Source organism: Lentzea kristufekii (genome assembly GCF_033949925.1).
In the GTDB taxonomy this organism is placed as follows: Bacteria; Actinomycetota; Actinomycetes; order Mycobacteriales; family Pseudonocardiaceae; genus Lentzea; species Lentzea kristufekii.
Window position 1 is genome coordinate 1 of record NZ_JAXAVV010000037.1, and the last position, 24556, is coordinate 24556.

Sequence of the window (24556 nt, forward strand, 5' to 3'; positions counted from 1 at the left end):
GGCAATCGCCTGCTGCTTCGCAGCATCCGCACGCGCCTGATCACCACCAGCACCACCACCAGCACCACCACCAGCACCACCGCCGGCACCATCGCCACCGTTCAGGCCTGCCATCGCAGCCTTCGCCGCGTCGGCCGTGCCCTTGGCCGCGTCCATGGCCTTCTGCTTCGCGGCGTCCGCGCGCGCCTTCGCGGCGTCGCCGCCGCTGCTGCCGCCACCACCGCTGCCGCTGCCGCTGCCACCGCTACCGCCACCTGCGCTGCCACCGCCGCCGCCACCGGTGACGTTGGCCATGTCAGCCTTGGCCTTGTCGGACGCGGCCTTGGCGTCGTCCATCGCTTTCTGCCTGGCCGCTTCACCATCACCGCCGGTGGAACCACCGCCGGTGTTCTCCAGGTCCTTGAAGTCGCTGTCGATTTCCTTCTTCGCCTCGTCCAGCGCGTTGTCCCGCTCGGACTTGGCGGAACCACCACCGGACCCACCGGCCATCAGCCCGGCGAACGTGTCGTCGACCCGTTCCCTGACGTCCTTCAGCGCGGCGAGCCGTTCGGGGTCGCCCTGCGCCTCCCTCTCCATCTGGTCGAGCCTCTTGTCGATGTCCCGCTTGGCGTCGACCAACGCCCTCTGCCGCTCGGGGCTGGTGCCGGTGCTCGTACCGGTTCCAGAGCCGTAGCCACCCGTGCCCGAACCGTCGCCGTCGTGCTTCGCGTCCTCGATCGCATCGTCGATCTCTCGCTGGGCCTGGTCGTACACCTCCTGCTCGGTGCGGGAAGTGCCGTCGTCCGAGGCCGTGCCGGTCTGCGCGTCGCTGGCCTCCACCTGCCGCGCCGCGTCGTCGAACTGCCGGTCGCCCTCCGCTTTGATCTGTTCGAGCAGGGCGCGCTGCGCATCGGCCTGTGGTGAGACGCCGGGGGGCGGCAACTCGCTGATCATGCGGTCGATCGTGTTGTCGAACGTCTCCTTGCTCTGCCTGATGGCCTCCAGCTGAGCGTCCTTGGTGGTCTGCTCCGTCCCGCCGGCGCCGTTGGCCGGGTCCTCCCCGCGGAGACGCTCTTCCACGCCGGTGGGCCTGGCCGCATCCGTCGCGGTGGCGGTGCGTACATCCTGAGCCCGCCCGTCGGTGCCCCCACCGCCCGCTCCTGACCCGGTGCGGACACCGGAGCCGGAGCCGAACTCGGCCAGCTGGCCTCCGTAGCTCGCGTAGCCGCCGGACAGTGCCAGCAGGGCAGCTCGCAGCTGGGGCAGGACGACGTTGTTCAGGTCCTGCTGGACCGCGTTGTTCACCATCGCCGTGGCGTCGGCGGTGCCGCCCGCCAGAATGATGTTCGCCGCGAGGTCGCCGATCTGGCGACCGATCATGTCGATCCGCTGGGACTGGGCTGACTGTGTCTGCTGCACCGTCTGCTGGAACGACACGATCGAGTTCGCGATCCCGCCCAGTGCGGCCGGATAGCTCGCCAGCGTCGCGGTGGCCGCACGGCTGTAGGGGATGAATTGGTTCGACACGTAGTCGTTGACCGCGGTGGCCGTCTCGCCCCTGAAGGAGAGGGCCATCTGCGCTATCTCACTGAGGAGGTTCTCCTCGAAGGTCCGCAACTGCGCAACCGCCGCGGAGAACGCGGAGGACAACGCGATCCAGCCCGCAGGGGCCCCAGGATCCAGTGCCGCACCCGCGACCGCCTGGAACTGGGCGATCGAGTTGATGCCATTGATGTCGCCGGCACCACCTCCGACATCGTCCAGGCTGCCGATCTGGATCCCGCCGGTGCTCCCATCGCCGGAGCCTCGGCGCACGGGGACCATGCCGGGTGGCAACGTCGTCCACCGGTTCATGGTCGAGTTGTTGTCCAACCCGGTGCCGGAGTGCGAACCCACCGTGATGAGAGGGGGCGGCCTGACGGTCCCGTCCTTGCCCGGTCCACCCGTCGTGTGCAGTGGCGGCGTGTCCGTCCACTCAGGATCGGGCGCAGGGGCGAACTTGCCCGGCCCGCCACGTGTGAAAGGCGGCGGCTGAATGAGATCGTCGTTCGGCGTGGTCATGTCCAGTCGTCCTCGCACTCACAGGGTCCGCGCGGGTCCAGACAGCTCAAGTGAGCACCAGTGCCACGGAGGCACTGGCGCCCACTTCAGCCGAAGAAACGTCATCGGAATCGGCGATCTACAGCGTGGGCACGTAGTCGTTGAACGTGGGCGACGTGACCACCGGCTCGAGCTGCCCGGCGTTGTCCTGATCCCTCTCCACGAGGGTGTTGCACGCCTTGGTCAGGTTGTCCCCCAGTTGCTGGAGGGCCGTTTGGAGATCCGAGACGTGCTGCAGCAGACCCGACTGCCTGGCGTGCACCACCTGCTCCAGCGTCAGAGCGGCCTGGAAATTCCCTGCCTTCGTCGGGATGGAGGCGCAGTGCTCGAATGAAGACGTGTCGCTGAGGAGCTGAGGGATGGTGCCCGCCGTCTTGAGAACCACTGAGGGCTCGATGAAGGTCTCATCAGCCATGTCAGTCCTTTCTGGTTCGTGGAATCACTGGGATGCTGGAGCGGGTGGTGCCGGACACGAGCCGTCCGGCACCACCCGCCAGACCTCAGAAGGAGGCGGCAGCCTGCCTGTCCGAGTCGCCCATGCCCTGGGCTCCGGTGGCGACCTTGCCGGACAACGTGTTGAGCTTGGCGTTGCCTTCGTTCAGGGCCGTCGAGATCCTCTGCGCGGCCGCGTCGTATGCCGTCGACGCCTGACCTTCGAAGCTGGTGAGAAGGTTCTTGGTGTCCCGGATGAGGTTGTTCGTCTCGTCCGAGATCTGGTTGTTGGCGCGCCTCATCACCTGCACACCCTCGTCGAGAGCCGGGTAGTTGTAGGTAATCGCTCCGGTCACAATGCACTCCTAACAGTGAGAAAGGTTCTCGAAAAACGTCAGACTGAGGTGTTGCCGGCGTTGGTCTCGTCCTGGGTCTGCAGGGTCCTGCCGGCCTTGGAGAGAGTCGAAGCCATCTCGTCCAGGTTCGTGACGACCTTCTTCATGCTGGAGTCCCAGTCCTGGTGAACCGTGATCAGCTTGTTGATCATGGCACCCTTGTTCGAGCCCGAGAGCGCGCTGATCTGACCGCTGACCGTGGTCAGCTGCGAGGTGACGCTGGAGGAAGTAGTACGGTGCCGCTGAGCACAGCTCTCGATTTCTGCCGGCGTGAGCGTGGTGTTGTTTCCGGCCATTCTCATAACCTCCTGAGTGAATTTCGAAGGCCGTCCGGTGTACGCCAGAAGCGGCCGCGGTTCAATTAGAGATCCGATCGCTTCCCTGTGGTGGGCAAAGGGCCCTCGAGGATCAAGTCGGGGGAAAAACCCTCATGAGCCCGGAGTGCTGATCGGCCTGCTCGCCAGCGCGTCCTTCGGGTCCAGGGCGGGCCCGGTCGGCAGGAGCGCGAGCACCGCGGGAGGGACTCCTGCCCCGCTCACGTGCCCGTACCCCAGTACGCCGGCGATCTCGTCGCTCACCAACGGGTACTTGACCCCCAGATCGGTGACGAGGAACGCGGTGCCCGGTAGCGCGCCGGGCGCGGGTACGGTGCGCACCAACGCCCCACTGCCCATCGGAATGACCACCTGGTCCGCCGTTTTGCCCTCGGCGTGCTTGCCGGCCGGCGGCACCGCGACGTCCTCTGTGGACAGTGGCAGTGTCAGCAGGACGGGTGCGCGCTCCGCGCCGACGCCGGGATCGAACCTCAGGCACGGTTCGCCGGACGCGCCGGGATCGATCAGTTCCGGCGGCGTCCGCGGCAGGTCGGCCGAGATGGGATCGCCGGGGAGCAGAGGCACGCCGGAGACGTCACCAGGTCCCACGTCCAGCGGTCGCACCGATGCGTCCGGATAGGCGTTCTTGGTGGCAGGGCTGACCAGCAGCATGGCGGCGACGGTGCGGCTGATCGGCAGCAGACCGTCGGTCTTGAGCACGAAGAGCTCGTTGGACCCGGTGGCCGGGTTGCGCAGCTGGTAGACCTGTCCGACCAGGCCGGGCTTGGCCGCGATGGGGAGACCCTGCTTGCCCACGTCCGCGATGGCCGGTGGTTGCACGTCCCGCCCGGACGGAATGACGTTCAGCCAGGCCGGTGACACCGACAGGGGCACCACCGAGTTGTAGCCCAGCGCCTCCAGGATCAGCGAGTCCGCGATCTTGTGCCGGTTGCCGCGCCACACCAGGAACACGCCACCGTCCTTTGTGGAGACCAGCAGCGCCTTCTCCTGCGGGACAGCGGAACCGTGCACCTGGTCAAGACGCAGCGTCACGGTCGGCTTGCCTGCCACGGCATGCCGGTCCGCAGGTTTGGCGCACACCGTCCACGCCGAGGTGTTGAGCCGGTCCGCGCCCGGCAGTCCGTCGGGCGCACCGGGAATGCCGATCGGCGTACCCACCGGCACGCCGGTCAACGATTTCCTGTCCACCGCGGCCAACCTGACCTCGGTACCCGCCGCGAGCATCGCGGACGAGAGGTTCAGCACGGGACGCAGCTGGCCGTCGAGGTAGACGTAGCGCGCTCCGGATTCCTTCTCCATCACCACGGTGCCCGGCACCCGCCAAGAGTTGTTGCCACCGGGGAACAACAGCCCGAAGATGCCGACGCAGGCCACGATCAGACCGGCGATCAGCACACCGACGAAGGTGCCGCTGTTGAACCGCTTGTTGGGGTGTTCCAAGACGTCCGGCTTGCCCTGCATCAGACCGGAGACCAACCGGCCGACGACGAAGAAGTACGCCTGGACCTGATCCCTGCGCGACTGCATCAGCCGCTCACCCCCCGGATCCACGCGTAGACCTCGAGCACCGCCAGCAGGACGGGCACGATGGAGATCGCCACCACGTACTCGAGGATGTCCACCGCGCGTCCCCAGTAGGGACGAAGCCGTTTTCCGGGAAGGACGTGGGTGAGCACGAGCAGTCCCGTTCCGACCAGGAGCAGCGGAGTGCACACCGCCAGCACCCGGTCCAGCGGGTGCTCGCCGTAGGCCAGGCGCAGCACGATCGTGACGACCGCGGCACCAGCGGGCACGAGCAGCGACCACCTGGGCACGAGACCGCTGAGGTGACGCGAGCGCAGGAACAGCAGCAGGGCGCACAGCGAGGCGAGGATCAGCGGCCACTTCCCGCCCCTGCCGGCCAATCCGACCAGCAGCACCGTCTGCGCACCGCCGTAGCCGAGATAAAGCGCTTTGAGGTAGCCGAAGACGATCGTGCTGCGTTCGGCCACGACCCGGTGCGGTACCGGCTCGATGTCCTGCTTCACCTCGGCGGCCTCGGTCGGGAGCATGGGCAGCTTGAGACGTCCGAGCCGGAAAGCGGTACCAGGTATGAACAAGGCGACCACGAAGTTCACCGCGACGCCGATGGCCGCGCTCTGCTGCGCCGCGAGCGAGGACCAGACCCAGATCACCGACGGAACCAGCACCAGCAGGCTGAACACGAGGCCGGTGACGAAAATCAGTGCGGAATCAGCGATGGCCACCAGCGCGAGCACGAGAGTCACGATCGCCATGGCCGCCGCGCAGACGACCTTCACGCCGAACTCACCACCGGGGTCGAGCCAGGACGCGAACAACCAGCCCGATGCCATCGCATAGGCGAGAGCCACCAGTGCGAGCGCGGTGGCGTTGACGATGTCGCCGATCGTGCGCGTGAGCGCGGCGGCACCGATGACGAAGACCAGCGCGAGCACACCGGGCAGCACCCAGAACGACGTGGTCCCGGCACCCGCGAACAGGGCTGGGAGTCCGGCTGCCAGTGCCGTCAGCGCACCTGCCCGCAGCATCAGCCGCGAGCGTTCCGGCGTCCACTTGCCCGCGTCCGCGCGGGCCCGTTCGGCGAGACCGTCGACCAGGTCGTCGTAGTCGAGCGGGGCCATCTCCTCGCCCCGTGGCCGCAGGTAGATCGTGTCGCCGTCGAGGAGGTTCAACTCGGCAGGAGACCTGTCCTCGTCCAGCGGAGCTTCGCCGAGCCGCTGCGCGACCCATCCCTCGTGGTCGACGCTCTGTTCGATCCACTCCTTTCCGAACTGGGCCAGGATCGACGGCAACAGGTCGACCAGTTGGACATCTCCCGGCAGTGCCACATCCACTGCCTTTTCGCCGAGAACGAACCGTAGCCTCGTCGGCACATTTGTGCGATTCTGTGTGCGTTCTTCCATTTTGGACACCAGATCCTTCTGCGAGCGACGAGCGTGCTGCGGAAACTAACCGCGGCCCGACCGCTCCCGGTGGCGCCGATCACCAGATCGCGTCATCGGGGGGAAACCCTTCAGCAGAGGAGTCCAGGTGGCCACAGAGATGTTCACGCGCAGGACGCGCAGGCCGGGGCCGACCGCGCCCAGCGACGAGATCGAGCTGCAACCACCGCCATCGGTGCCCGAGATCACCGGCGGCGGTGTCGGTGCTGTCCTCACGTACGCGCCCATGGCACTGAGCTCGCTGGCGATGGTGCTGATGTTCGTCCGGCCCGGCTCCGGCGCACTCGCCTACGTCGGCGGTGGCCTGATGCTCGTGGCGGCAATCGGCATGCTGGTGGCCAACCTCCTCCGGTCAGGGGTGGACCACAAGGAGAAGCTGCACGGCGACCGCCGCGACTACGTCCGCTACCTCGGACAGCTGCGCGGCAAGATGCGCACGGCGCTCTCGCAGCAGCACAAAGCCGCCCTGTGGGTGCATCCCGACCCGCGGGCGCTGTGGTCGACGGCGATGGGCTACAGGTTGTGGGAACGCCGTCCGATGCACGAGGACTTCGGTGAGGTGCGGATCGGTGTCGGCAAGCAGCGCAGTGCCACGAAGCTCCAGCCACCGGCCGAGTCCAAGCCGCTGGAGGACCTCGAACCGCTGTGCGCCCACGCGCTGCGGCGGTTCATCCGCGCCTACTCCACTTTGGACGACGCGCCGATCGCGGTGTACCTGCGCGCGTTCGCCCGCCTGCAGTTCCAGGGCTACCCGGAGGAGGTGCGCGGCCTGGTCCGCGCGCTGCTGTCTCAGTTCGCCACCGCGCACGGTCCCGGCGAGGCCCGCATCGCCGTCTGCGTGAGCGACGAGGCGCGAGCCCACTGGGACTGGGTGAAGTGGTTGCCGCACAACCAGAACCTCGACGCCCAGGACGCCACCGGGACCCGGCGGCTGGTCGCCGACAGCATCACCGAGCTGGAGCGGCTGCTCGGCGGGGCGGAGTTCGTCGGCAGGCCGCCGTTCGAACCGGACAGCCCGATCAGCGCCACCGAACCGTTCGTGGTCGTGGTGGTCGACGGTGTCTCGCTGCCCGACGAGCACCGCGCGTTCGACGAGGGCTTCCGCAACGCGATCGTGCTCGACCTCTCCGGTGCGTTGTCCTGGCAGTCCCGGCAGCACACGCTGTACCTGGACGTGGTCGACGGGCAGCTGAGCACGGTCTCGTTCGACCGGCTGGGCAAGCCGGTGCCCAGCCCGCTGTGCCGGGCGGACTCGCTCAGCCCGCAGGCGGCGTCAGCACTCGCGCGGCTGATGGCCCGCTATCGCGTCGGCGAGGCGCAGGACACGGACGAGCCGCTGGCGAGCGACTACGAGCTGCCCAGCCTGCTCGGCATCGGCGACCTGCGGTCCTTCGACCCCACGCCGTACCGGCGGTCACGAGCCAGTGCCCGCAAGCGGCTGCGGGTGCCGATCGGGATGACCTCGACGGGGACGCCCATCGAGCTGGACATCAAGGAGGCAGCCGAGGGCGGCATGGGGCCGCACGGCCTGCTCATCGGCGCCACCGGCTCGGGAAAGAGCGAGCTGCTGCGCACGCTGGTGCTATCCCTGGTCGCCACGCACTCGTCGGAAGAGCTCAACCTGGTGCTGGTCGACTTCAAGGGTGGCGCAGCCTTCCTCGGGTTCGACAAGCTGCCGCACACCTCGGCCGTCATCACGAACCTCGCCGACGAGCTGGACCTCGTCGACCGCATGCAGGACGCACTGGCCGGTGAGCTCAACCGCCGTCAGGAACTGCTGCGCGCGGCGGGCAACTACGCCTCACGGCGCGACTACGAGGCGGCCCGCGCGCAGGGAGTTCAGCTGGAGCCGCTGCCCGCGTTGTTCGTCGTCGTCGACGAGTTCAGCGAGATGCTGACGAGCAAGCCGGAGTTCGTGGAGACCTTCGCCATGATCGGACGGCTGGGCCGAAGCCTCGGCGTGCACCTGCTGCTGGCCAGTCAGCGACTCGACGAGGGGCGCATCCACAAGATCGAGAGCCACCTGTCGTACCGGATCGGTCTGCGCACCTTCTCCGCGATGGAGAGCCGCAGCGTTCTCGGTGTGCCGGATGCCTACGAGCTGCCCAACAACCCCGGCAACGGGTATCTGCGTTCGGACACGCAGACGCTGATCCGCTTCAAGGGCGCCTACTGCTCCGGCCCCTACCGCGCGCCGTCGAGCAGGCGGCGCCGTCGTGACGAGGTCGAGCAGCACCTGGTCGCCTTCGGCACCGAGTACGTGGCGCCCAAGGTCGAGTCCACCCAGGTGGACGACGAACCGGAGCAGACCGATGAACCGGCGAGCACCATGCTGGACGTGCTGATCGACCAGCTGCGGGGCGTCGGCCCGGTGGCGCACCAGGTCTGGCTCCCTCCGCTCAAGCAGGCGCCGACGCTCGACCAGCTGCTGCCTCCGCTGGTCGACCACCCGGAGCTCGGCCCCCGCCCGATCGGCGAGTACGACACCTCCGTGCTGCGCGTCCCGGTCGGCCTGGTCGACCTGCCCGCACTGCAGCGGCGTGAACTGCTCAGCGCCGACCTCTCGGGAGCCAGGGGCAACGTCGGCATCGCCGGAGGTCCGCAGTCCGGCAAGAGCACGTTGCTGCGCACGCTGATCAGCGCGCTGGCGCTCACCCACACCGCGGCGGAGGTGCAGTTCTACTGCCTGGACTTCGGCGGCACGCTCAGCGCGCTGGCCCGGTTGCCGCACCTGGGCAGCCTCGCCAGCCGCCTCGACCGCGAACGGGTCACCCGCACCGTCGCCGAGATGTGCAACCTCATGGCGCGCCGCGAGCAGCTGTTCGCCCAGAACAACATCGACTCGATGACGAGCTACCGCCGCGCCCGCCGGCAGGGCCTGTTCACCGACGTCGACCCGCACGGCGACGTGTTCCTCGTCGTGGACGGCTGGTACACCATCCGCCAGGACTACGAGGAGCTCGAGGACCGGTTCAGCGAGCTCGCCGCGCGTGGTCTCAGCTTCGGCATCCACCTGATCATCGCCACCAACCGGTGGTCGGAGATGCGGCCTTGGCTGCGCGACGTGCTCGGCTCGCGGTTCGAGCTGCGGCTCGGCGACCCGCTGGACTCCGAGATCAACAGCCGCGCCGCGGCCACCGTCCCGGAGATCCCCGGCCGCGGCCTCACCGCCGACCGGATGCACTTCCTCACGGCACTCCCCCGCATCGACGGCACCAGCACGACCGACGACGTCGCCGACGCCGCCTCCGTGCTGGCCGAGTCGCTCGACCTGCCCACCGCGCCACGCGCCCCGCTGGTGCGGCTGCTGCCCACCCAGCTGACCGTGGCCGAGCTGCCCCGGCCGGTCGCGGCGGCGCCCGAGCTGGACTTCACCATGGCGCTGGGCATCGAGGACGGCGCACTCGGCCCGCAGTGGCACGACTTCGACACCAACCCGCACCTGTTGATCTTCGGTGACACGGAGACGGGCAAGACGAACCTGTTGCGGCACATCGCAGGCGCGGTGGCCCAGCACTACAGCCCGGACGAGGGCCGGGTGATGTTCGTCGACTTCCGGCGTGAGCTGCACGACTCGGTCCCGCTCGACCACCAGATCAACTACACCGTCAGCACGGACGGCCTCACCGAGTCGATCCGGGAGGTGGCCGAGCTGTTGCAGACCAGGGTGCCGGGAGCGGACATCCCGCCCGACCGGTTGCGCAAGCGCGACTGGTGGTCCGGCGGCCGGTTGTTCATCCTGATCGACGACTTCGAGCTGGCCGACACCGGCGGATACGAGGACCCGATGCAGCCGCTGGTGCCGTTGCTGTCGCACGGCGCGGACATCGGGTTGCACCTCATCATCGCGCGCAGCACCGCGAACGCGGGCCGGGGGATGATGAGCCCGTTGATGCGCAAGCTGTGGGAGCTCGGCGTCGCGGTGGCGATGTTCTCCTGCCCCAAGGACGAGGGCGTCTTCATCGGCAACGTCAGGCCGAAGACGCTGCCCCAGGGCCGGGCGCAGTTCGTCAACCGGCGCCGCACGATCAACCTCCTGCAGACGCCGATCGTGCCGAAGTGACGGCACCGCCGGGGTGGTCACCGGCCACCCCGGCGGGGTCTCGTCGTTCGAACCGTCCTCGGCCACCTCGCAGGTGAGGGTTATCCCCCCAGGATGAGCTCGTCCCGGCGTTGAGGGCTTTTCGCGTTTTTCTCGCTGTTTCGATGAGTGAGCTGAAAGACGCAGTGCCGAGGAGCAGAAGGGCACTGCATCGAGCTCGGCTGAGGAAGTCAGGTCGTTCCCGTTCAGGCGTAGTTGGGCCTGATGACGAAAGAGGACTACATGAAGAAGCGAGTTGTTTTCGCTGTTGCGACATGTGCGTTCGCGGCGGTCGCGGGTCTCGTGACGGCCACTCCCGCCTTCGCGGCGACGGCTCCGGACGGTGCACATGTCGTGGGCAACGGGTGGGCACCACTCGCCAAGCAATGGCCCAAGGGAACCACTCAGGACTGGTACACGCGGCAACAGGCCATCACCAGGGCGATGAGTGACGCCACCAACAAATGTTCGTCGGGCAAGGCCTACTCGAAAGGCTCCAACTCGAAGTCCACCTGGTGGGAGAACGGTGGCTACCGGGCGACTGTGGCCGCTATCTGCGGAGATTGGCAGAACTAGCCCGAGCAACGGACCTCGATGCCAAGGGCAGCGCGCGATCGCTGCCCTTGGCATCTTTTTTGTCCATGACCACAGGTCGTTCAGCGCGTAATGCGCACTGGCGAACAGTGATCGCGAAGAACTCCAGGTGCGGCGCGATGTTGCCGCCCAGGGGTCCGAGGTCACTCCCCCATGAACGCCGGCAAATCCGGCGTCGCGGTCGCGCCGACGCAACGCGGATCGCCATCACGCGCGGGTGCGGTCGATCGCGCGGTCCTGCTGCACCCCAACGCGTTCGACGTGTCCGCGGACTCTCACTCCTCGGCCGGGAGCACTTCCACCGAGCGTGCGGGCCGCCAGCGGCGCCGCATCCCGATCGGCACCAGCCGCACCGACAGGACCGCAACCGCCCCGACCAGGATCACGCCCAGCACGCTGAGCGCCACCAGCACCCCCGAGATCCTGTCCCGCACCGGCGCGGGGACCGCGTGCGCACCCGGCGGAATCGGGGCCTGCGCGGCTCCCGCCGGGCCTTCCTCCGGCAGGACCGCGGTCACCGCCGCGGCGGGATTGACGGTGCCCCAGCCGAAAGCGGCGTCGGGCACGTTCGCCGGCGGCCTGTCCGCGGTTGCCTCCAGCCGGTGCTTCACCTGCGCGGCGGTCAGGCCGGGCCGGTAGGCACGCACGAGAGCGGCCACACCGCTCACGAACGGCGCCGCGTAGCTCGTGCCGCTCGCCTCCCACTGCCCCGGCCCGCCCGGCCCGATGCTGCACACGTCGACACCGGGTGCGGCGAGGTCGAGGTAGCTCCCGGTGTCCGAAAAGGACGCTCGTTTGCCCGTCTGGTCGGTCGCGCCAACCGCCATCACCGACTCGAACGAAGCCGGGTAGGGCGTCGGATTGCCCTCCTCGGCGCTGTTGCCCGCGGACGCGACGACGAGCACGTCGCGTGCGACCGCGTAGGCGACCGCCGCCTCCATGTCACCGTCCTTCAGCGGGCTGCTGGCGGACACGTTGACGACACGCGCGCCGCGGTCCACCGCGGTCCGGATTCCTTTGGCGAGCATGGCCGCCGTGGTGTCGGTCGCGTCGTCGGCGATGCGGATCGGCAGGATCGTGGCCTCGGGCGCCACACCCGCGAACATCGTCCCGCCGACGGGAGCCGCACCGATGATGCCAGCCACGAACGTGCCGTGGCCGAAGCAGTCGGTGTTCGCCGGACTGTTGCCGGGACCGCGGACGTCCAGGCCGGGCTGCACCCGTCCCGACAGCTGCACCGCGCCACCGTCGACACCCGTGTCGACCACGGCCACCGTGACGCCGGCGCCGCGGGTGAGCGACCAGATCCGTTGCGGCGCCAGTTGTTGTTGCGCCCACGGCACGGTTCCCGCGCTCGCCACCGGAGGAGGCAGGCAGCTGCGACCGTTGGGGATCCTCGGCACGTCCGCCCATGCGGGCTGTGGCAACGCGACGCACGCGAGAACCGCGGCGAGCACCGGCAGCACGCGCGTTCGGCGGTTCACCAAGGCGTCCTCCTGTTCGTGCGCAAGACGGGTCTTTCAGGAACGCTCATCGAATCAACCAGGAGGGCGGGGAGGCGCTGGTGCGGAACAGAACCGGGGTGATCCTCGGGATATCCCTCACCTGTCCGGCCGTGAACTGACAGTGGCCTGGGAGCGTCCCTGCAACGCTCCCAGGCCACCCGGCCACACTTCCCAACACCCACCACGCCGCGGCCGAACACGCGATGAGCCAACAGCAGCCTGGGAACGTCCCTGCAACGCTCCCAGTCCACCCGGCCACACTTCCCAACACCCACCACGCCGTGACCGAACACGCGATGAGTTTGCAGCAGCCCGGGAACGTCCCTGCAACACTCCCAAACCACCCGGCCACACTTCCCAACACCCACCACGCCGTGACCGAAAGCGCGATGGACATGCGGCGGCCTGGGAACGTCCCTGCAACACTCCCAGGCCGCCCGGGGTCACGAGCGCCGTTCGGGGGCGGCGCCCGCGAGTCTTCCCTGGAGGCTGGCCGTGGCGAGGTTCAGGCGTGAACGGCAGCCTGTGCGCACGAACAACCTCGTGAGGTAGTTCTCGACGGTCTTCTCGCTCATGCTGAGCACGGTCGCGATCTGACGGTTGGTCTTGCCGTGCTGCACCAGCGCGATGATCTGCAGCTCGACGTCGGAGAAGTCGTCGCGGGCCGCACGGGCACGCGGCGGAGCGAGACCGACCTTGCGCATCGTCTCCTTGATGCGCACGTCCATCCAGCCCTCGCCGAGGCGCTTGGCGAGCTGCAGTGCCTCGCCGTACCACGGCGCGGGGTCGTCGCAGAGAACAGCGACGGCCATGCAGGCCAGCATGAGGTCGACCGTGTTGCCGCGCCTGCGCAGCAACTCCACGGCAGCGGTCGCCGCCGCCAGGTCCTGTTCGGACAGAGCGCGCAGGACGAGTTTCGCGGTGCGCAGGTTGGTGCCACCGACCCGCTCGTACCAGCGTTCGGCTTCGGCGGCCGCGCGCGCCAGCCCGTCGCCGTTGTCCAGGCGCTTCTCATAGATGCCGAGCCGCAGCAGGAGCCACGGCAGTCCGACGCCGCTCTCCTGCTCACCGGTGGCCCGGTCGTAGGCGGCCCAGCCTTGCTCCAATGCCGGCTGCCGCTCTCCCCCGCGGTAGGTGAGGCCGACCTCCACCCACGCCCGCAGCGCGGGGAACGCGTCGTCCGTCCTGCCCAGGCCGAGCCACGAGGCGGCACGCCTGAAGTCACCGCACGCCGAGTGCACCTCGGCGCTCAGCAACCGGGCGACCTGGTGCATCGCGGTCGCCGGCCCGCTCAGCTCCAGCCTGCGCGCGCTGGAGACGACGCCCGGCCAGTCGCCGTCGACGTACTGCCGCACCAGTTCGCGGTAGACGCCGAGCGGACCGGAATCCGGCACGCCGTAGCAGGGACCGAGCGCCAGCTTCAGCATGCCCGTCACGTCGTAGAGGTCGGCGGCCACCTCGATCATGCCGTGCGGGTCGTGCTCCCAGTCGAGCACCCGGTTCACCCGGAAGCCGGCGAACGCGGCCGCGACCTCGGTGGCGGGCACGGCTTCGCGCCCGTCGAACCAGCGGTCCGCGAACCCCAGTGCCAGCCGCGCCCTGGCATCGCCCGCGAGCGCGTCGTGGACGTCGGCGGGCACCGGTTGTCCGATGTGGACAGACGCCAGTGCCGCGGCAGTGGCCAGTTCGTACGCGCAGGATTCGTCGACGCCCGCGGTCACCTCGGCCGAAACGACCTCGGCCAGTTCGGTGTGCTGAGCGGTGCGCAGGAGCAGGTGCAGCACGATGCGCAGCAGCCGCACGCGGTCCGCGCCGGGCTCGGCGTGCCGCAACGCGGTGCGGAACCACCTGGCGGCCAGCGGCTGGTTCGCCCGCGCGACCCGCGTGGCCTCACGTTCCAGCAGCGGGACGAGCGACGGGTCGGCCGGCAGTGCGGCACCGGCGAGCGCGACGTGGTCGGTGACGACCGAGAGTTCGGCGGTGCCCGCGTGCAGCAGGTGCTCGGCCAGCGCGCGATGGATTCCCCGCAGCCGGTCGGCACCGAGGCCGCCGACCAGCGCGGTCGTCAGCGCAGGGCACGGCACGCTGAGCCGCCCGTTGTGGTCGCACGCCATCGCCCCGGTGGCGACGAGCTGGTCGACGGCGTCACCGCACCGCCTGAGGTCGTGGCCGAGCGCGTCGGCGAAGTCGAGCACGTCGTCGATGCCGAACCGGTCAGCCGCCGACACCACCGCCATCAGCTGCACACCGACGTCGCCGAGCCCTTCGACGTGCCGGACGAGCTCGTGCTCGCGAGGCAGGGCGAGGGCGGACGGATCGGGGTCGCGCAGGCAGAGGTGACCGAGCACCTCCGCGAAACCGTTGTCGCGGCGCAATGCCTCCACGGTGGTGAGCACGGCACCCGGATTGCCTGCGAGCGGGCCGAGCGCTGCCCACAGTGCAGGTACCACCGCCTCGTCCAGCGGGGCGGGCACGACCCGGTTCAGCAGTTCGGTGGTCGACCTCTCCGTCAGCGGGCCGAGGTTCACCACGTGGTCCGCGAGCGAGCTCAACGAGGCGGGGCGGCCGGCCGTGCCGTCTTCCCGGCAGGTGACGACGACGGTGCAGCCGGCGCGGTACGCCGCGGCGATCGCACGGACCGGGTCCACCGCGAGGTCGGCGTCGTCCACGAACACAGCGACAGGTCGGTTCGCGCGCAACTTCTTGAACAGGCGCACCAGCTCCGCGAACAGCGCGTCCGTGCCGGGCGCCGATGCCGCGCGAGCCTCGTCGCACAACCTGCTGACCGCGGCGACGGAGCCCGCGAGCTGAGCTCCGTCGAACTCCTGGAAGCAGTCGCGGATCAGGTCGACGACGGCCTGTGCCCGAAACACGTCCCAATGCGGCGCGTCCGCGGTGGTGGGGAGGGGGAGGACGGTGACACCGCGTGCAGCCCACACACTTTCGAGTTCACGCAGGAAGGTGGTCTTGCCGATACCGCCGCCGCCCCGCACGACCACCAGGGCTGCCGCGCCCATCCACTCCTGAAATGCCGCAACTTCCTCCGTGCGGCCCACGAACACCTTGCGCTCGCTCGGCACCGAGGCCTCCCGCTTGCTCACTCCACGCCACGCGCGGACCAAAACCCTGCTCCGTTCGGGTGAACGGATGACAGAAAGGCTAGGGACGGCTCGTGAGTGCGGCCATAGACGTGAAGTCTTTTCCGCCGATTTTGCAGAAAGCATCGAAAATTACCTGGTGGACCCTGCTCGACATCAGTAAAACCGCTGACAGAAGGCTTCCATATGAGACAAATTGAGTCAGACGGCGAAGCGCGCGAAGGAAATGAACGGCAATGAAAAGGTAAAGAACCGGTGCCGGTCGCTCCGCACACGAACAAGGCCGGCCGGCCGAAGCCAGCCGGCCTTTGCCCGGCCGGGACTCACACCATCGACTCGTCGAAGTCCTCGGCGTTGAGCAGCGTCATGTCGGCGGCCGTCACGACGTCGGCCACCGCGAGCCTGGTCGCCTGGCGGTCCGCCATCACCTCGAACACCTTGCGGGACGTGCGGCCGTTGCCGAACGTGCCGTCCTTCGGGATGCGGTCGAAGTAGTCGGCCAGCGTCTCCGCGGCGGCGTCGTCCAGCCGGTAGTCGTGCTTGCGGCAATGCAGCCGCACGATCGTCACCAGCTCGTCAGGCGAGTAGTTCTCGAACTCGATCGTGCGGCTGAACCGCGACTCCAGACCGGGGTTGGCCTGCAGGAACTCCTCCATCTGGGCGGAGTAGCCCGCCGCGATGACGACCACGTCCTCGCGGTGGTCCTCCATCAGCTTCAGCAGCGTGTCGATGGCCTCGCGCCCGAAGTCGGGGCCAGAGCCGCCGTTCTGGCCCGCGCTCAGCGTGTAGGCCTCGTCGATGAACAGCACGCCGCCGAGCGCGCTGGTGAACACCTCGGTGGTCTTGATCGCCGTGCCACCGATGATCTGCGCGACCAGGTCCGCTCGCGCGACCTCGACCAGGTGACCCGATCGCAGCACGCCCAGGTCCGCGAGGATCGCGCCGTAGAGACGGGCGACCGTGGTCTTGCCGGTGCCCGGCGCCCCCGCGAAGACGAGGTGCCTCGCCATCGGCGGCGCGGACAGACCTGCCTCGAGCCGCTTCTTGGCCATCAGGTTGAGGTTCACCAGCGAGTTGACCTCGCGCTTGACGCCTTCCAGACCCACCAGCGAGTTCAGTTCGCTGAGCGGGTCGCTCGGCGGCCGGTGCTCGGCGGTGGCCGCGGGTGCGGCAGGCGCCGCGGGTGCCGCGCCACCGGCGACCGACGCCGAGCCGTGGGCGTCGCGGACCGCGTTGCCGGTGCTGCGCAGGTTCACGACGTGCAGTTCGGTGCTCGGCCGGGTCTGCCGCAGACCGGATCCCCGGTTGTCCCGCGTCAGGCACTCGACGACGCGGATCTGGTCCTCGCTGTTGACAGCGATGCCGTCACCGGTGTTGGTGGTGAACTCCGACTCCTCCAGCACACCGGTGGAACCCACGTCGAACAGGCAACCGCTCGCCTTGCTGTCCCGGACGCGGCAGCGGGCGGCGGTGAGCTCACCGCCGACGCCGACGTGCACGCCGTCCGCGCCGGACTCCGCGATCTCGCAGTCCGAGAGAGCGAGCGCCGCTTCCCGCACCAGCACCCCGCTGTTGGCGGTACCGCGGACACTCGCTCCCGTCACCGAGGTGCGGGCCGAGCCGCTCACCGCGATCCCGCTTCCGCCACACCTCTCGATCTCCACGTTCTCGAACCGACCGCGGGAGCTGTCGCCCACGTCGATCGCCGCGCCGTCACAGCCGACGACGCGCAGGCGGCGGAAGAACGGGTCGGAGGAACCCTCGACGCTCACGCCCGCCTTCGAACACGACGAGACCGACGCGCGCGTGAACTCCGCGGTGCCGCGTTCGCTGATACCGATGCCGACGCCGCTGACGTCACGGACCTCGCAGTCCTCGACGGTGCCGGCGGCGCGGCCGCTGAACAGGCAGCCGTAGTCGCGGGTGCGCTCCACCCGCAGCCGCCGCAGCACCGGCGCGCAGCCTTCCGTGACCAGCACTCCCTCCGCGCCGGCACCGCTCACCGAGCCTTCCTCGACGAGGACGCTGCCGGAGGAGGCGAGGTAGAAACCGATGCCCTGGGTGTCGCTCACCGTCACCCGCGTGGCCACCGCGCCCGCGTGCTGTTCGATCGCGACCGCGGGCTTGGTGGCCCTGGTGATGGTCGTGTCGGTGACGGTGATCCGGCCGTGGCCGTTGAGGCAGATGCCGTTGCCGCCCGCGTCACGCACCGCGCAGGCACGCATGGCGAGTTCGCCGTGCTCCGCGATCACGACGCCCGACGTGCCGATCTCGAGCACCTGGCAGGAGTCCAGCACGTTGCCGGTGGACGTCACGACGACGCCGGCGCCCACCGGGTTGCGCACCTCGCAGCCGCGCATCAGCACCGAGCCGCGGCCGGTGGCGTACACGGCGGACCAGGCGGTCGCGCTGACGCGGCACTCGGTGAAGCTGAGCTGGCCGTCGGTCACGACCACCGCGGGACTCTCCTGGTCCTGCGCCTCGATCGTCAGACCGGACAACGCGCCGGAGTCGGTTCCCAGCACGACGGCCGGTCCGGACGACGCCACGACCCGGACCGAGCCAGGACCGTCCTCCGCGGTGATGGTGACCGCTTTGGTCAGCACCAGCGTCTCGTAGTACTGGCCGGTGCTCACGAGGATCACCGACCCGTCCACGGCGGCCGTCAGGGCGTCCGAAATGGACCTGTGACCCCGCCCTGCCGCCGGGTTGACCGTGATCACGTCGTGGCCCACCTGGATTCCTCCCTGCTGCGCACCGGTCCGCCCGAGAAGGTCGGAATCATTTCCGCGCCACACCGAAATGCCGCCGCGACCGCGTCAGTCCCGAGATCATCCGTTCGACGCCCGATCAGCGGTCCCGCGCACGTCTCGCTAGTGTTGCCCAGCCGTTGACCGAGTAGAGGACGACCTGCCACCACCCGCGGCAGAATGGGGGGAGTTCCCTCACGAGGCCGCGGCGGAGACCAGAACAGAGCGACTTCCGTGCAGCCAGAACGACTTGCTCCTCCCGCTGAGAGCTTCGCCTGCCACGTCGTGGAGCAGCTCACCGGCACGGGGCGCCCGCCGTTGACCATCCTCAGTGGACCGAGCGGGGTGGAGCTGCGGTCCTACGTCGAGGAGATCTGCCACCGGCTGGAAGTCGCCAGAGAGGGCCGCGTCGTGGTCGTGAACCTCTCGTTCAGCGAGCCCCCCGCCGGAGCCGACCTGATGAGCCGCGTTCCGCCGCTTTCGGTACTGCGCGGCAGGCCGGGGACGGTCCTGGTGTTCAAGAACGCGCATCGGCTGCCGGTCGACGCTCTCGGCACGTTGGAGGCGTTGGTCCGCCAGGTCGCGAACACGGGCACGCGGTGCGTGTGCGCGGTCGCCCTGCCGCTCCGCCCCGAGACCAGGGCCGCGTTCCGCTCCACCTTCGAGCGGCTGCGCGCCGATGATCTAGCGCAGCTCGTCACCCTGCGCCCGGTTCCGCGCGGCCGGGTCTCCGAACTGGTCACGTCCCTGATCGGCGCGCTCCCGGAGCCCGCGCTGTGCGATGCGCTCTGGGCCGTGACGCGGGGCTGGCCGAACGTGCTGGCCACGGCCCTGAGGATGGGCGGTGACCTGATGTCGGTGGTGGACCGGCACGCCTACCTCACCCCGTGGCGCGGCCAGTTCCAGGTACCCGCGAACGAGGAGCTGCTGGCGGACGTCCGCGCGCTGGGGCCGACGTCGTGGGACGTGGCGAAGGCGATCGCCGCGTTCGGTCTGCTCGGCCCGGCCGCACCGCGGCTCGTCGCGGAGTCGCTCAGGCTGACCGAGCACGAGGCCACGACAGCACTCGGCGAACTGGCTCGCGCGGGGGTGCTGCAGCACGTCCGAGTCGGCTCTGCCTGGCGGTTCCGGGTGCCGCTGGTCGGCTTCTCGCTGGAGGCGACATTCGGACCGTACGAACGGCGCAGGCTCGCGCAGATCGCGGTGACCGCGCTGTGGCAGGGCACCGCGCGGTGCGACATCGACACCTACCTGCCCGACCAGCTGGCCAGCGCGGGCAGGCTGGTGGATCCGTGCCGCGCTCGAGCCGAACTGCTCACCAGCGCCGGCCAGGCCGCGGTGGACAGCCCGAACCGGTCGCTGTCCTGGTTGCGGGCGGCCGCCGAGCTGACCACCGATCGCGCGGAACGCGTGCGGATCCTGCTCACGCACGCCCGCACCTGTCTGCTGTGCGGCGAGGCGAAACAGGCGCTGGAGTCGACCGGCGCCGTGCTGGGCGGCGACGCGGAGGAGATCGGCGAGGGTCAGCTCGTCAACGTCTGCCTGCTGCACCTCACCGCGCTGCACGAGTCCGGTGACATCGCGACGCTCGAACAGGTCGCGGAGGACGAGTGGTGGCCGTGGCCGGGCACACCTCTCGAGCAGGCCGTGGGCCGGGCGTACGCGCTGGCCCTGCTCGGTCACTGGCGCCAGACCCGTGAGCTGCTGGAGAAGATCCGGCAGGATCCGGACGCGGCACTGGTCGCGCCACACGTCGACCAGATCAGCCCGATCACCGGACTGTGGCTCGGCGACTGCGCCGAGTTCGACCACGCCGTGACGGACGTCGTCGCCAGGGTCGAGGCCGGTGAACGGCCGCACAGCGAGCTGCGCTGGCTCGTCGGCACCCTGATGACGCTCGGCGAACAGCGCAGGGCCGAGGTGCTGCTCGCGTTGGCGGACCGGGTGCGCATCCCGCTCAAGACGGCCTGCCAGGCCGCGCTGGCAGCCGCGCACGGCCGCGCCACCGAGGCTTTGCAGCTCACCCGCAAGAGCGTGGCCACCGGTGCGCGCAACGGCTGCGACGCCGACCAGACCGCGATGTTCCACCTGGCGGCGACCGTGCAGCTGTACCGGGGCAAGCTGTCCCGTGCGCTGGCGCTGATCGCCACCGCCCGCGACCGCACCCCCGTTCTCCCCTATCTGCTCGCGCTGACCGAGGCCTCGCACGAGCGGTTGTTCGGCCGGCACGCCGCCGCCAGGGAGGTGCTGGAAGTGGCGCTGCGCCAGGCGAACGAGGCCGGGGTGATCGCACTGACCGACCTGTTGTGGACCTCGTTGGCCGACATCGCCGTCGACCTCGGCGAGCGCCGGCTGCTGCCGGGTCTCCTGGAGCGCGTCGAGGCGGTCGCGAAGTGCATGGGCACCGAGCAGGCCGAGCTGAACCGGTTGACCGTCCACGCCGCGGTCCACGACGACCGCGCGGCGGCCGACCAGGCCGTCGCGCTGCTGCGCGAGCGCGGTCAGCCGCTCGAACTGGTGAGCGGGCTGGAACGCCTGGTGCGCTTCGGTGTCGCCGCACCGGAGCTGCTGCTGGAGGCCTACGCCGCGGCGGGCGGGCTGCAGGCGTTGATGTGCCGCGCCTGGCTGCGCAACCTCATGCGCACGCACGGCATCTCCGTTCCCGGACGACAGGAGACGGTGGCGGAGAACGAACGCCTGCTGGCCACCCTGGTCGCCGACGGCCTGGGCAACAAGCAGATCGCGATCCTGCTCGGCGCGAGCGAGAAGAGCGTCGAGGGCCGTCTGTCGCGGATGTTCTCCCGCACCGGCTACCGGTCGAGGGTCGAGCTCGCGTCGGCGATGCTCACGGGAGGATTCCCCGGCTAGTGGTGCGACTCGAAACGGTGGCCGGGTGGGCACCACCGATTTGGTGACAGGCCGGGACGAACCCCCGGCCGCGCTGTGCCACGCAGGTCAGCGAGTGCGCGCCCGCGTCGGGTGACGCGGGCGACAGCACGTGTCGAGGCCTGCGGCCGATCATCGGTGCGGGCCAGGCCCCCCGGTCGCGGCCGCGCGGCACCAGGTCAGCCCTTGGGCCGGCACACGACGCGGTACTTGTAGGGGCCGAATTCGTAGTCGTCGGAGTGGTTGCCGATCCGGTCGGGGGGCGGAGCCTCGACCGGACCCGAGCGGATGATCGTCCCGAACGTGCGGCACCGCGCTTCGAGGCCGTGCCTGTCGTTGTAGGTCTCCTGCTTGAACGAGCGCGGCGGGCCGTCGAGGTTCCTGTTCGCCGCCAACGCCGGTGTGGCGCACAAACCAGCGACGGTCGCTGCCACCACACCGGCCATGACGGCGCCGCCCGCGATGTGCTTCACAAGCTGCATTCCTGATCCTCCTGATGGTGTCGATCGCTCCCCGGTGGTCGTGGGAGCCGCCTCGACTATTGGTCACGCGGGTCGGTCGGTGAGCCGCGATCGCCCGCAGTGGCCGCTTGTCCGGAAACCCCTCACCGGCGCGGACGTCCGTCCTGGCATGCGCTGCCGTGCTGCCGGCGAGCGGTGTTCCCACCGCCCGCCGGACAGGGTCACGACGCGGCTTCGAGAGTGCCGTGCGCCTCCGCCTGTGCCTGAGCACCCAGCACCATGGGCGTGGTCAGGCGTGCGATGGCGTCCTCGTCCTCGATCACCCGCAGCTCACCCCGCCGCCGCTGCTCCCAGGCCCGCTCCAGCCTCGGCAACGCGGCCGCGTCCCGTGCCAGTGCCTCCGGCGACTCCGGGTCCTCGTCGGTCAGCAGCTCGCGCACCAGGAACGCTCGCCGTGGCGCGTGCGGCACGGCGTCGTCCTCGGGTTCGTGCGTGCGCGCGGCGAGCGCCTTGAACCGCCGGCCGGCCGGGAACACCGTCTCCTCCAGCGCACGGCCCATGAGCAGCTCGGACGTGCGCCGGGCTGACACCGGCCAGATCAGCAGGTCGAGGTCGGCGGCAGCGGTGGTGACGTCGAGCTGTGCGCTCGCACTGAGGAAGCCTGGCTCCCGCAGGATCGAGCCTTCCGGGTACGGGCAGTCGTCGGTGCCGTGGAGGCTTTCCTGACGCAGCACCACCTTGCGGTGCGTCGGCAGCCGCCGCAGCCCCGACACCAGGCACGGCAGGTAGCCGTCGAACGGCTCGGGCCCGCCGGTGCCGAGGGCTTCGTTGAGAGCGACGGCGCCCGCCGCTCCCCTGCCCAGGTAGAGGCAGACGGCGATGTAGTCCGCCTTCGCCTCGGGCTTCAGCATCGGCCAGGCCGACAGCGCGACGTTCACCGCGGCCAGCCCCTCGGTGTAGTGCGATCCGGCGCTCAGGCTGAGGCGCGTCTGCTCAGCCGGCGTGCTGGCCCGGTCGGCGAGCTCGACCGACGCCGCCGAGCGCACCGGCCTGACCGGCTCGGGCTCGAGGCCGATCGGGGCCACGGCGACGTGCTCCCCCGCCGGTGGCACGGGTGCGGCCGGCGGTTCCTGCTCAGGCCGCGGGACGGGCGCGAGCACAGGTTCTGGACGTGGCGCCGGGGCGACCGGCGATTCGGGCCGCGGGCCCGACACGGTGGCGATGGGCGACGCGGGCGAGGCAGCAAGTCCCGGCCCGGTGCCGTCGGCGCCGTCGAACGAAGCCGAGGACGTCGGTGCCGCAACCGGTTCCGTGCCGAACGCCTCTCCGCGCGGAGCCGCCGACGCCGCGGGCCTGAGCCGGTCACCGCCGTTCCGGTCGGACTCGGCCGTCGTGCCCGACCCGTGGAAACGCTCACCGGCAGGGTCGCCGAACGAGGCCGAAGGCATCGGCGCCAGCCTGGCGGAGACCTCGACCGGCGCGGCGGCGACCGGTCGAGGAGCCGCCGGATCGACGGACACGGGGGCGAACCGGATGGTGGCCTCGCTGGCGGTGGGCGCCGGCGCCCGCATCGGCGCACGCCGGGGGGCCACGTGGTTCGGTGATGGCGCCGAGGAGCGGAACCGGGCCCCCGAGGCGAGCAGCGGGGTGTGGGCGTACCAGGACGACGCAGCGCCGGACGAGTCGAGGACCCGCACGTTGGCAGGCTCCGCGTGCGGGTCCACCCGGACGCCCAGTGCCCGCAGATGTGGCTCGAACCCGTCGAGCGCGTACTGCCACGACGAGCCCAGCACGTGGAGGTCGACGCTGCGGCAGCGCACCTGGCCCAGGCTCTCCAGCAGGTCGCAGATCGCGAAGATCTCCGGCTCGGTGACGTCGCGGTGCTCGTCACCGATGACAAGGGTCCAGCGTCGCGGGTCGAACGCGGCAGTGACGCGCGTCCGGTCGGTCTCGCGGCGCACGTGCAACCCGCCGGGGAGCACCTCGGCGATCAGGCCGGCCGATGCCGCTTCCGACGGTGACACCGGGCGGTAGTGGCGGGGTCCCGCCTGCTGCCAGCCTGCCGGTGGCGGCACGATGTCGCACACCTCCGGCTGCGCGCCGTACGGGCTGTGACGCAGGATCGTCGCCAGCGGTTCGAGCAGCTCGTCGCCGTTCTCCGCGCGCACGAGGGTGCGGAGTGATCCCTTCGCCGTCACCACCTGCGTGCCGGTGGTGACGGCGATGTCGCGGTTCAGCGCGACGGCGAGCTCCCGTGCCCAGTTCGCCGTGGTGACCGGTGCGAGCAAGGGCACGACGAGCAACTCACCCCACACCGGTTCCGGCAGGCGGTCGATGATCTGCGCGACTGCCCTGGGGCTGAACTCCGCGCCGGGTTCCCCCACGACCAGCTTCGGGATCCGCAGGTTGAGCGGAACCTGGAACTGCGGTGCGTGCAGGTCAAGCGGCGCACTGCCCGCGAGCCGCACGGCCAGACCAGCCGGTACCGGTTCGGTGACGAGACCCGCGCCCATCAGCGGCACGTCCGGCAGCTGGTACTCCCATGCGGGCATCGGGAAGCGACAGCTCAGCGCCTTCCCGCTGCTGCCGGGGCTGAAGCAGCGCCAGCCCGCACCACCCTCCACCCGGTCGACGTAGAGCCCGATGCCACGGCCCGCGATGAGCGAACCGTGTGGCGCCACGATCTCCATGCCGAACTCGACCGACAGGCCGTGCAGCCACGACACGTACCTCCCGCCGGGGTTCCCCAGGTTCGACACCGCCAGCCAGACGCTGCGCAGCGGTACATCGCCACGCCTCGACCGCAACGTGGCCACACAACCGTGCAGCGCGAAGAGCAGTCCTTCGTGCTGGTGTGCTCCGGCCGACGCGAGCACGAGCGCGTTGCCGGGCATGCGCGGGATCTCGGCCAGTGCGACCGCGTCCACCGCCGTCTCGTCACGCCGCCGGATCAGAACGTGTGGACCACACTGTTCCG

General features: G+C 69.9%; 13 protein-coding genes and 1 pseudogene. 3 read left to right on the forward strand and 11 right to left on the reverse strand.

Annotation, left to right across the window (positions count from 1 at the left end; all coding sequences use genetic code 11):
- From SK571_RS42785 to eccD, 6 genes and pseudogenes are all read right to left on the reverse strand, one after another.
- Positions 1-2040 (reverse strand): annotated as a pseudogene (locus tag SK571_RS42785) (hypothetical protein); the annotation flags it as partial.
- A gap of 118 nt (positions 2041-2158) precedes the next feature.
- The gene (locus SK571_RS42790; RefSeq protein WP_319989825.1) at positions 2159-2494 is read right to left on the reverse strand and encodes a DUF2563 family protein; all 336 of its coding nucleotides are present in this window, start codon (positions 2492-2494) and stop codon (positions 2159-2161) included.
- Between the two features lie 85 nt (positions 2495-2579).
- Positions 2580-2867, reverse strand: coding sequence for a WXG100 family type VII secretion target (locus SK571_RS42795; RefSeq protein WP_319989826.1), 288 nt, complete (start codon positions 2865-2867; stop codon positions 2580-2582).
- Between the two features lie 38 nt (positions 2868-2905).
- Positions 2906-3202 carry a WXG100 family type VII secretion target gene (locus tag SK571_RS42800; protein WP_319989827.1) on the reverse strand — a complete coding sequence of 99 codons (297 nt, stop codon included), beginning with the start codon at positions 3200-3202 and terminating at the stop codon, positions 2906-2908.
- A 132-nt stretch (positions 3203-3334) separates the two neighbouring features.
- Positions 3335-4792 carry a type VII secretion protein EccB gene (gene eccB, locus SK571_RS42805; protein ID WP_319989828.1) on the reverse strand — a complete coding sequence of 486 codons (1458 nt, stop codon included), beginning with the start codon at positions 4790-4792 and terminating at the stop codon, positions 3335-3337.
- A complete protein-coding gene (gene eccD / locus SK571_RS42810; protein WP_319989829.1) occupies positions 4768-6165 on the reverse strand; it encodes a type VII secretion integral membrane protein EccD in 1398 nt (465 codons plus the stop codon). Before eccD ends, eccB begins: the two co-directional genes overlap by 25 nt.
- A 127-nt stretch (positions 6166-6292) precedes the next feature.
- On the opposite strand from eccD, the gene eccCa reads away from it, so the two are divergent.
- The gene (gene eccCa / locus SK571_RS42815; RefSeq protein WP_319989830.1) at positions 6293-10267 is read left to right on the forward strand and encodes a type VII secretion protein EccCa; all 3975 of its coding nucleotides are present in this window, start codon (positions 6293-6295) and stop codon (positions 10265-10267) included.
- 261 nt (positions 10268-10528) lie between these two features.
- Positions 10529-10861: a hypothetical protein gene (locus SK571_RS42820; RefSeq protein ID WP_319989831.1), complete on the forward strand. Its 333-nt coding sequence runs from the start codon at positions 10529-10531 to the stop codon at positions 10859-10861.
- Positions 10862-11154: 293 nt separating this feature from the next.
- Here SK571_RS42820 and mycP read toward each other — a convergent pair whose 3' ends face one another.
- The 3 genes from mycP to SK571_RS42835 all read right to left on the reverse strand — a co-directional run bounded on the left by mycP (position 11155) and on the right by SK571_RS42835 (position 18217).
- Positions 11155-12363: a type VII secretion-associated serine protease mycosin gene (gene mycP, locus SK571_RS42825; protein ID WP_319989832.1), complete on the reverse strand. Its 1209-nt coding sequence runs from the start codon at positions 12361-12363 to the stop codon at positions 11155-11157.
- 464 nt (positions 12364-12827) lie between these two features.
- A complete protein-coding gene (locus SK571_RS42830) occupies positions 12828-15485 on the reverse strand; it encodes a helix-turn-helix transcriptional regulator (RefSeq protein ID WP_319989833.1) in 2658 nt (885 codons plus the stop codon).
- A 320-nt stretch (positions 15486-15805) separates the two neighbouring features.
- Positions 15806-18217: a right-handed parallel beta-helix repeat-containing protein gene (locus SK571_RS42835; RefSeq protein ID WP_319989834.1), complete on the reverse strand. Its 2412-nt coding sequence runs from the start codon at positions 18215-18217 to the stop codon at positions 15806-15808.
- 300 nt (positions 18218-18517) lie between these two features.
- Between SK571_RS42835 and SK571_RS42840 the strand changes: the two genes are divergently transcribed.
- Positions 18518-21100, forward strand: a complete 2583-nt coding sequence (locus SK571_RS42840; protein ID WP_319989835.1) for a helix-turn-helix transcriptional regulator — start codon at positions 18518-18520, stop codon at positions 21098-21100.
- Positions 21101-21297: 197 nt separating this feature from the next.
- On the opposite strand, the gene SK571_RS42845 is transcribed toward SK571_RS42840, so the two are convergent.
- Together SK571_RS42845 and SK571_RS42850 are read right to left on the reverse strand one after the other, a co-directional pair.
- A complete protein-coding gene (locus SK571_RS42845; protein WP_319989836.1) occupies positions 21298-21600 on the reverse strand; it encodes a hypothetical protein in 303 nt (100 codons plus the stop codon).
- 200 nt (positions 21601-21800) lie between these two features.
- Positions 21801-24506, reverse strand: coding sequence for a hypothetical protein (locus SK571_RS42850; RefSeq protein WP_319989837.1), 2706 nt, complete (start codon positions 24504-24506; stop codon positions 21801-21803).
- Between the last annotated feature and the right edge of the window lie 50 nt (positions 24507-24556).

Excerpts from the sequence above, each read along its gene's own strand:
- SK571_RS42790 (WP_319989825.1), bottom strand. The coding sequence starts at position 2,494 with ATGGCTGATGAGACCTTCATCGAGCCCTCAGTGGTTCTCAAGACGGCG.
- SK571_RS42800 (WP_319989827.1), bottom strand. The coding sequence starts at position 3,202 with ATGGCCGGAAACAACACCACGCTCACGCCGGCAGAAATCGAGAGCTGT.
- eccD (WP_319989829.1), bottom strand. The coding sequence starts at position 6,165 with ATGGAAGAACGCACACAGAATCGCACAAATGTGCCGACGAGGCTACGG.
- SK571_RS42820 (WP_319989831.1), top strand. The coding sequence starts at position 10,529 with ATGAAGAAGCGAGTTGTTTTCGCTGTTGCGACATGTGCGTTCGCGGCG.
- SK571_RS42845 (WP_319989836.1), bottom strand. The coding sequence starts at position 21,600 with ATGCAGCTTGTGAAGCACATCGCGGGCGGCGCCGTCATGGCCGGTGTG.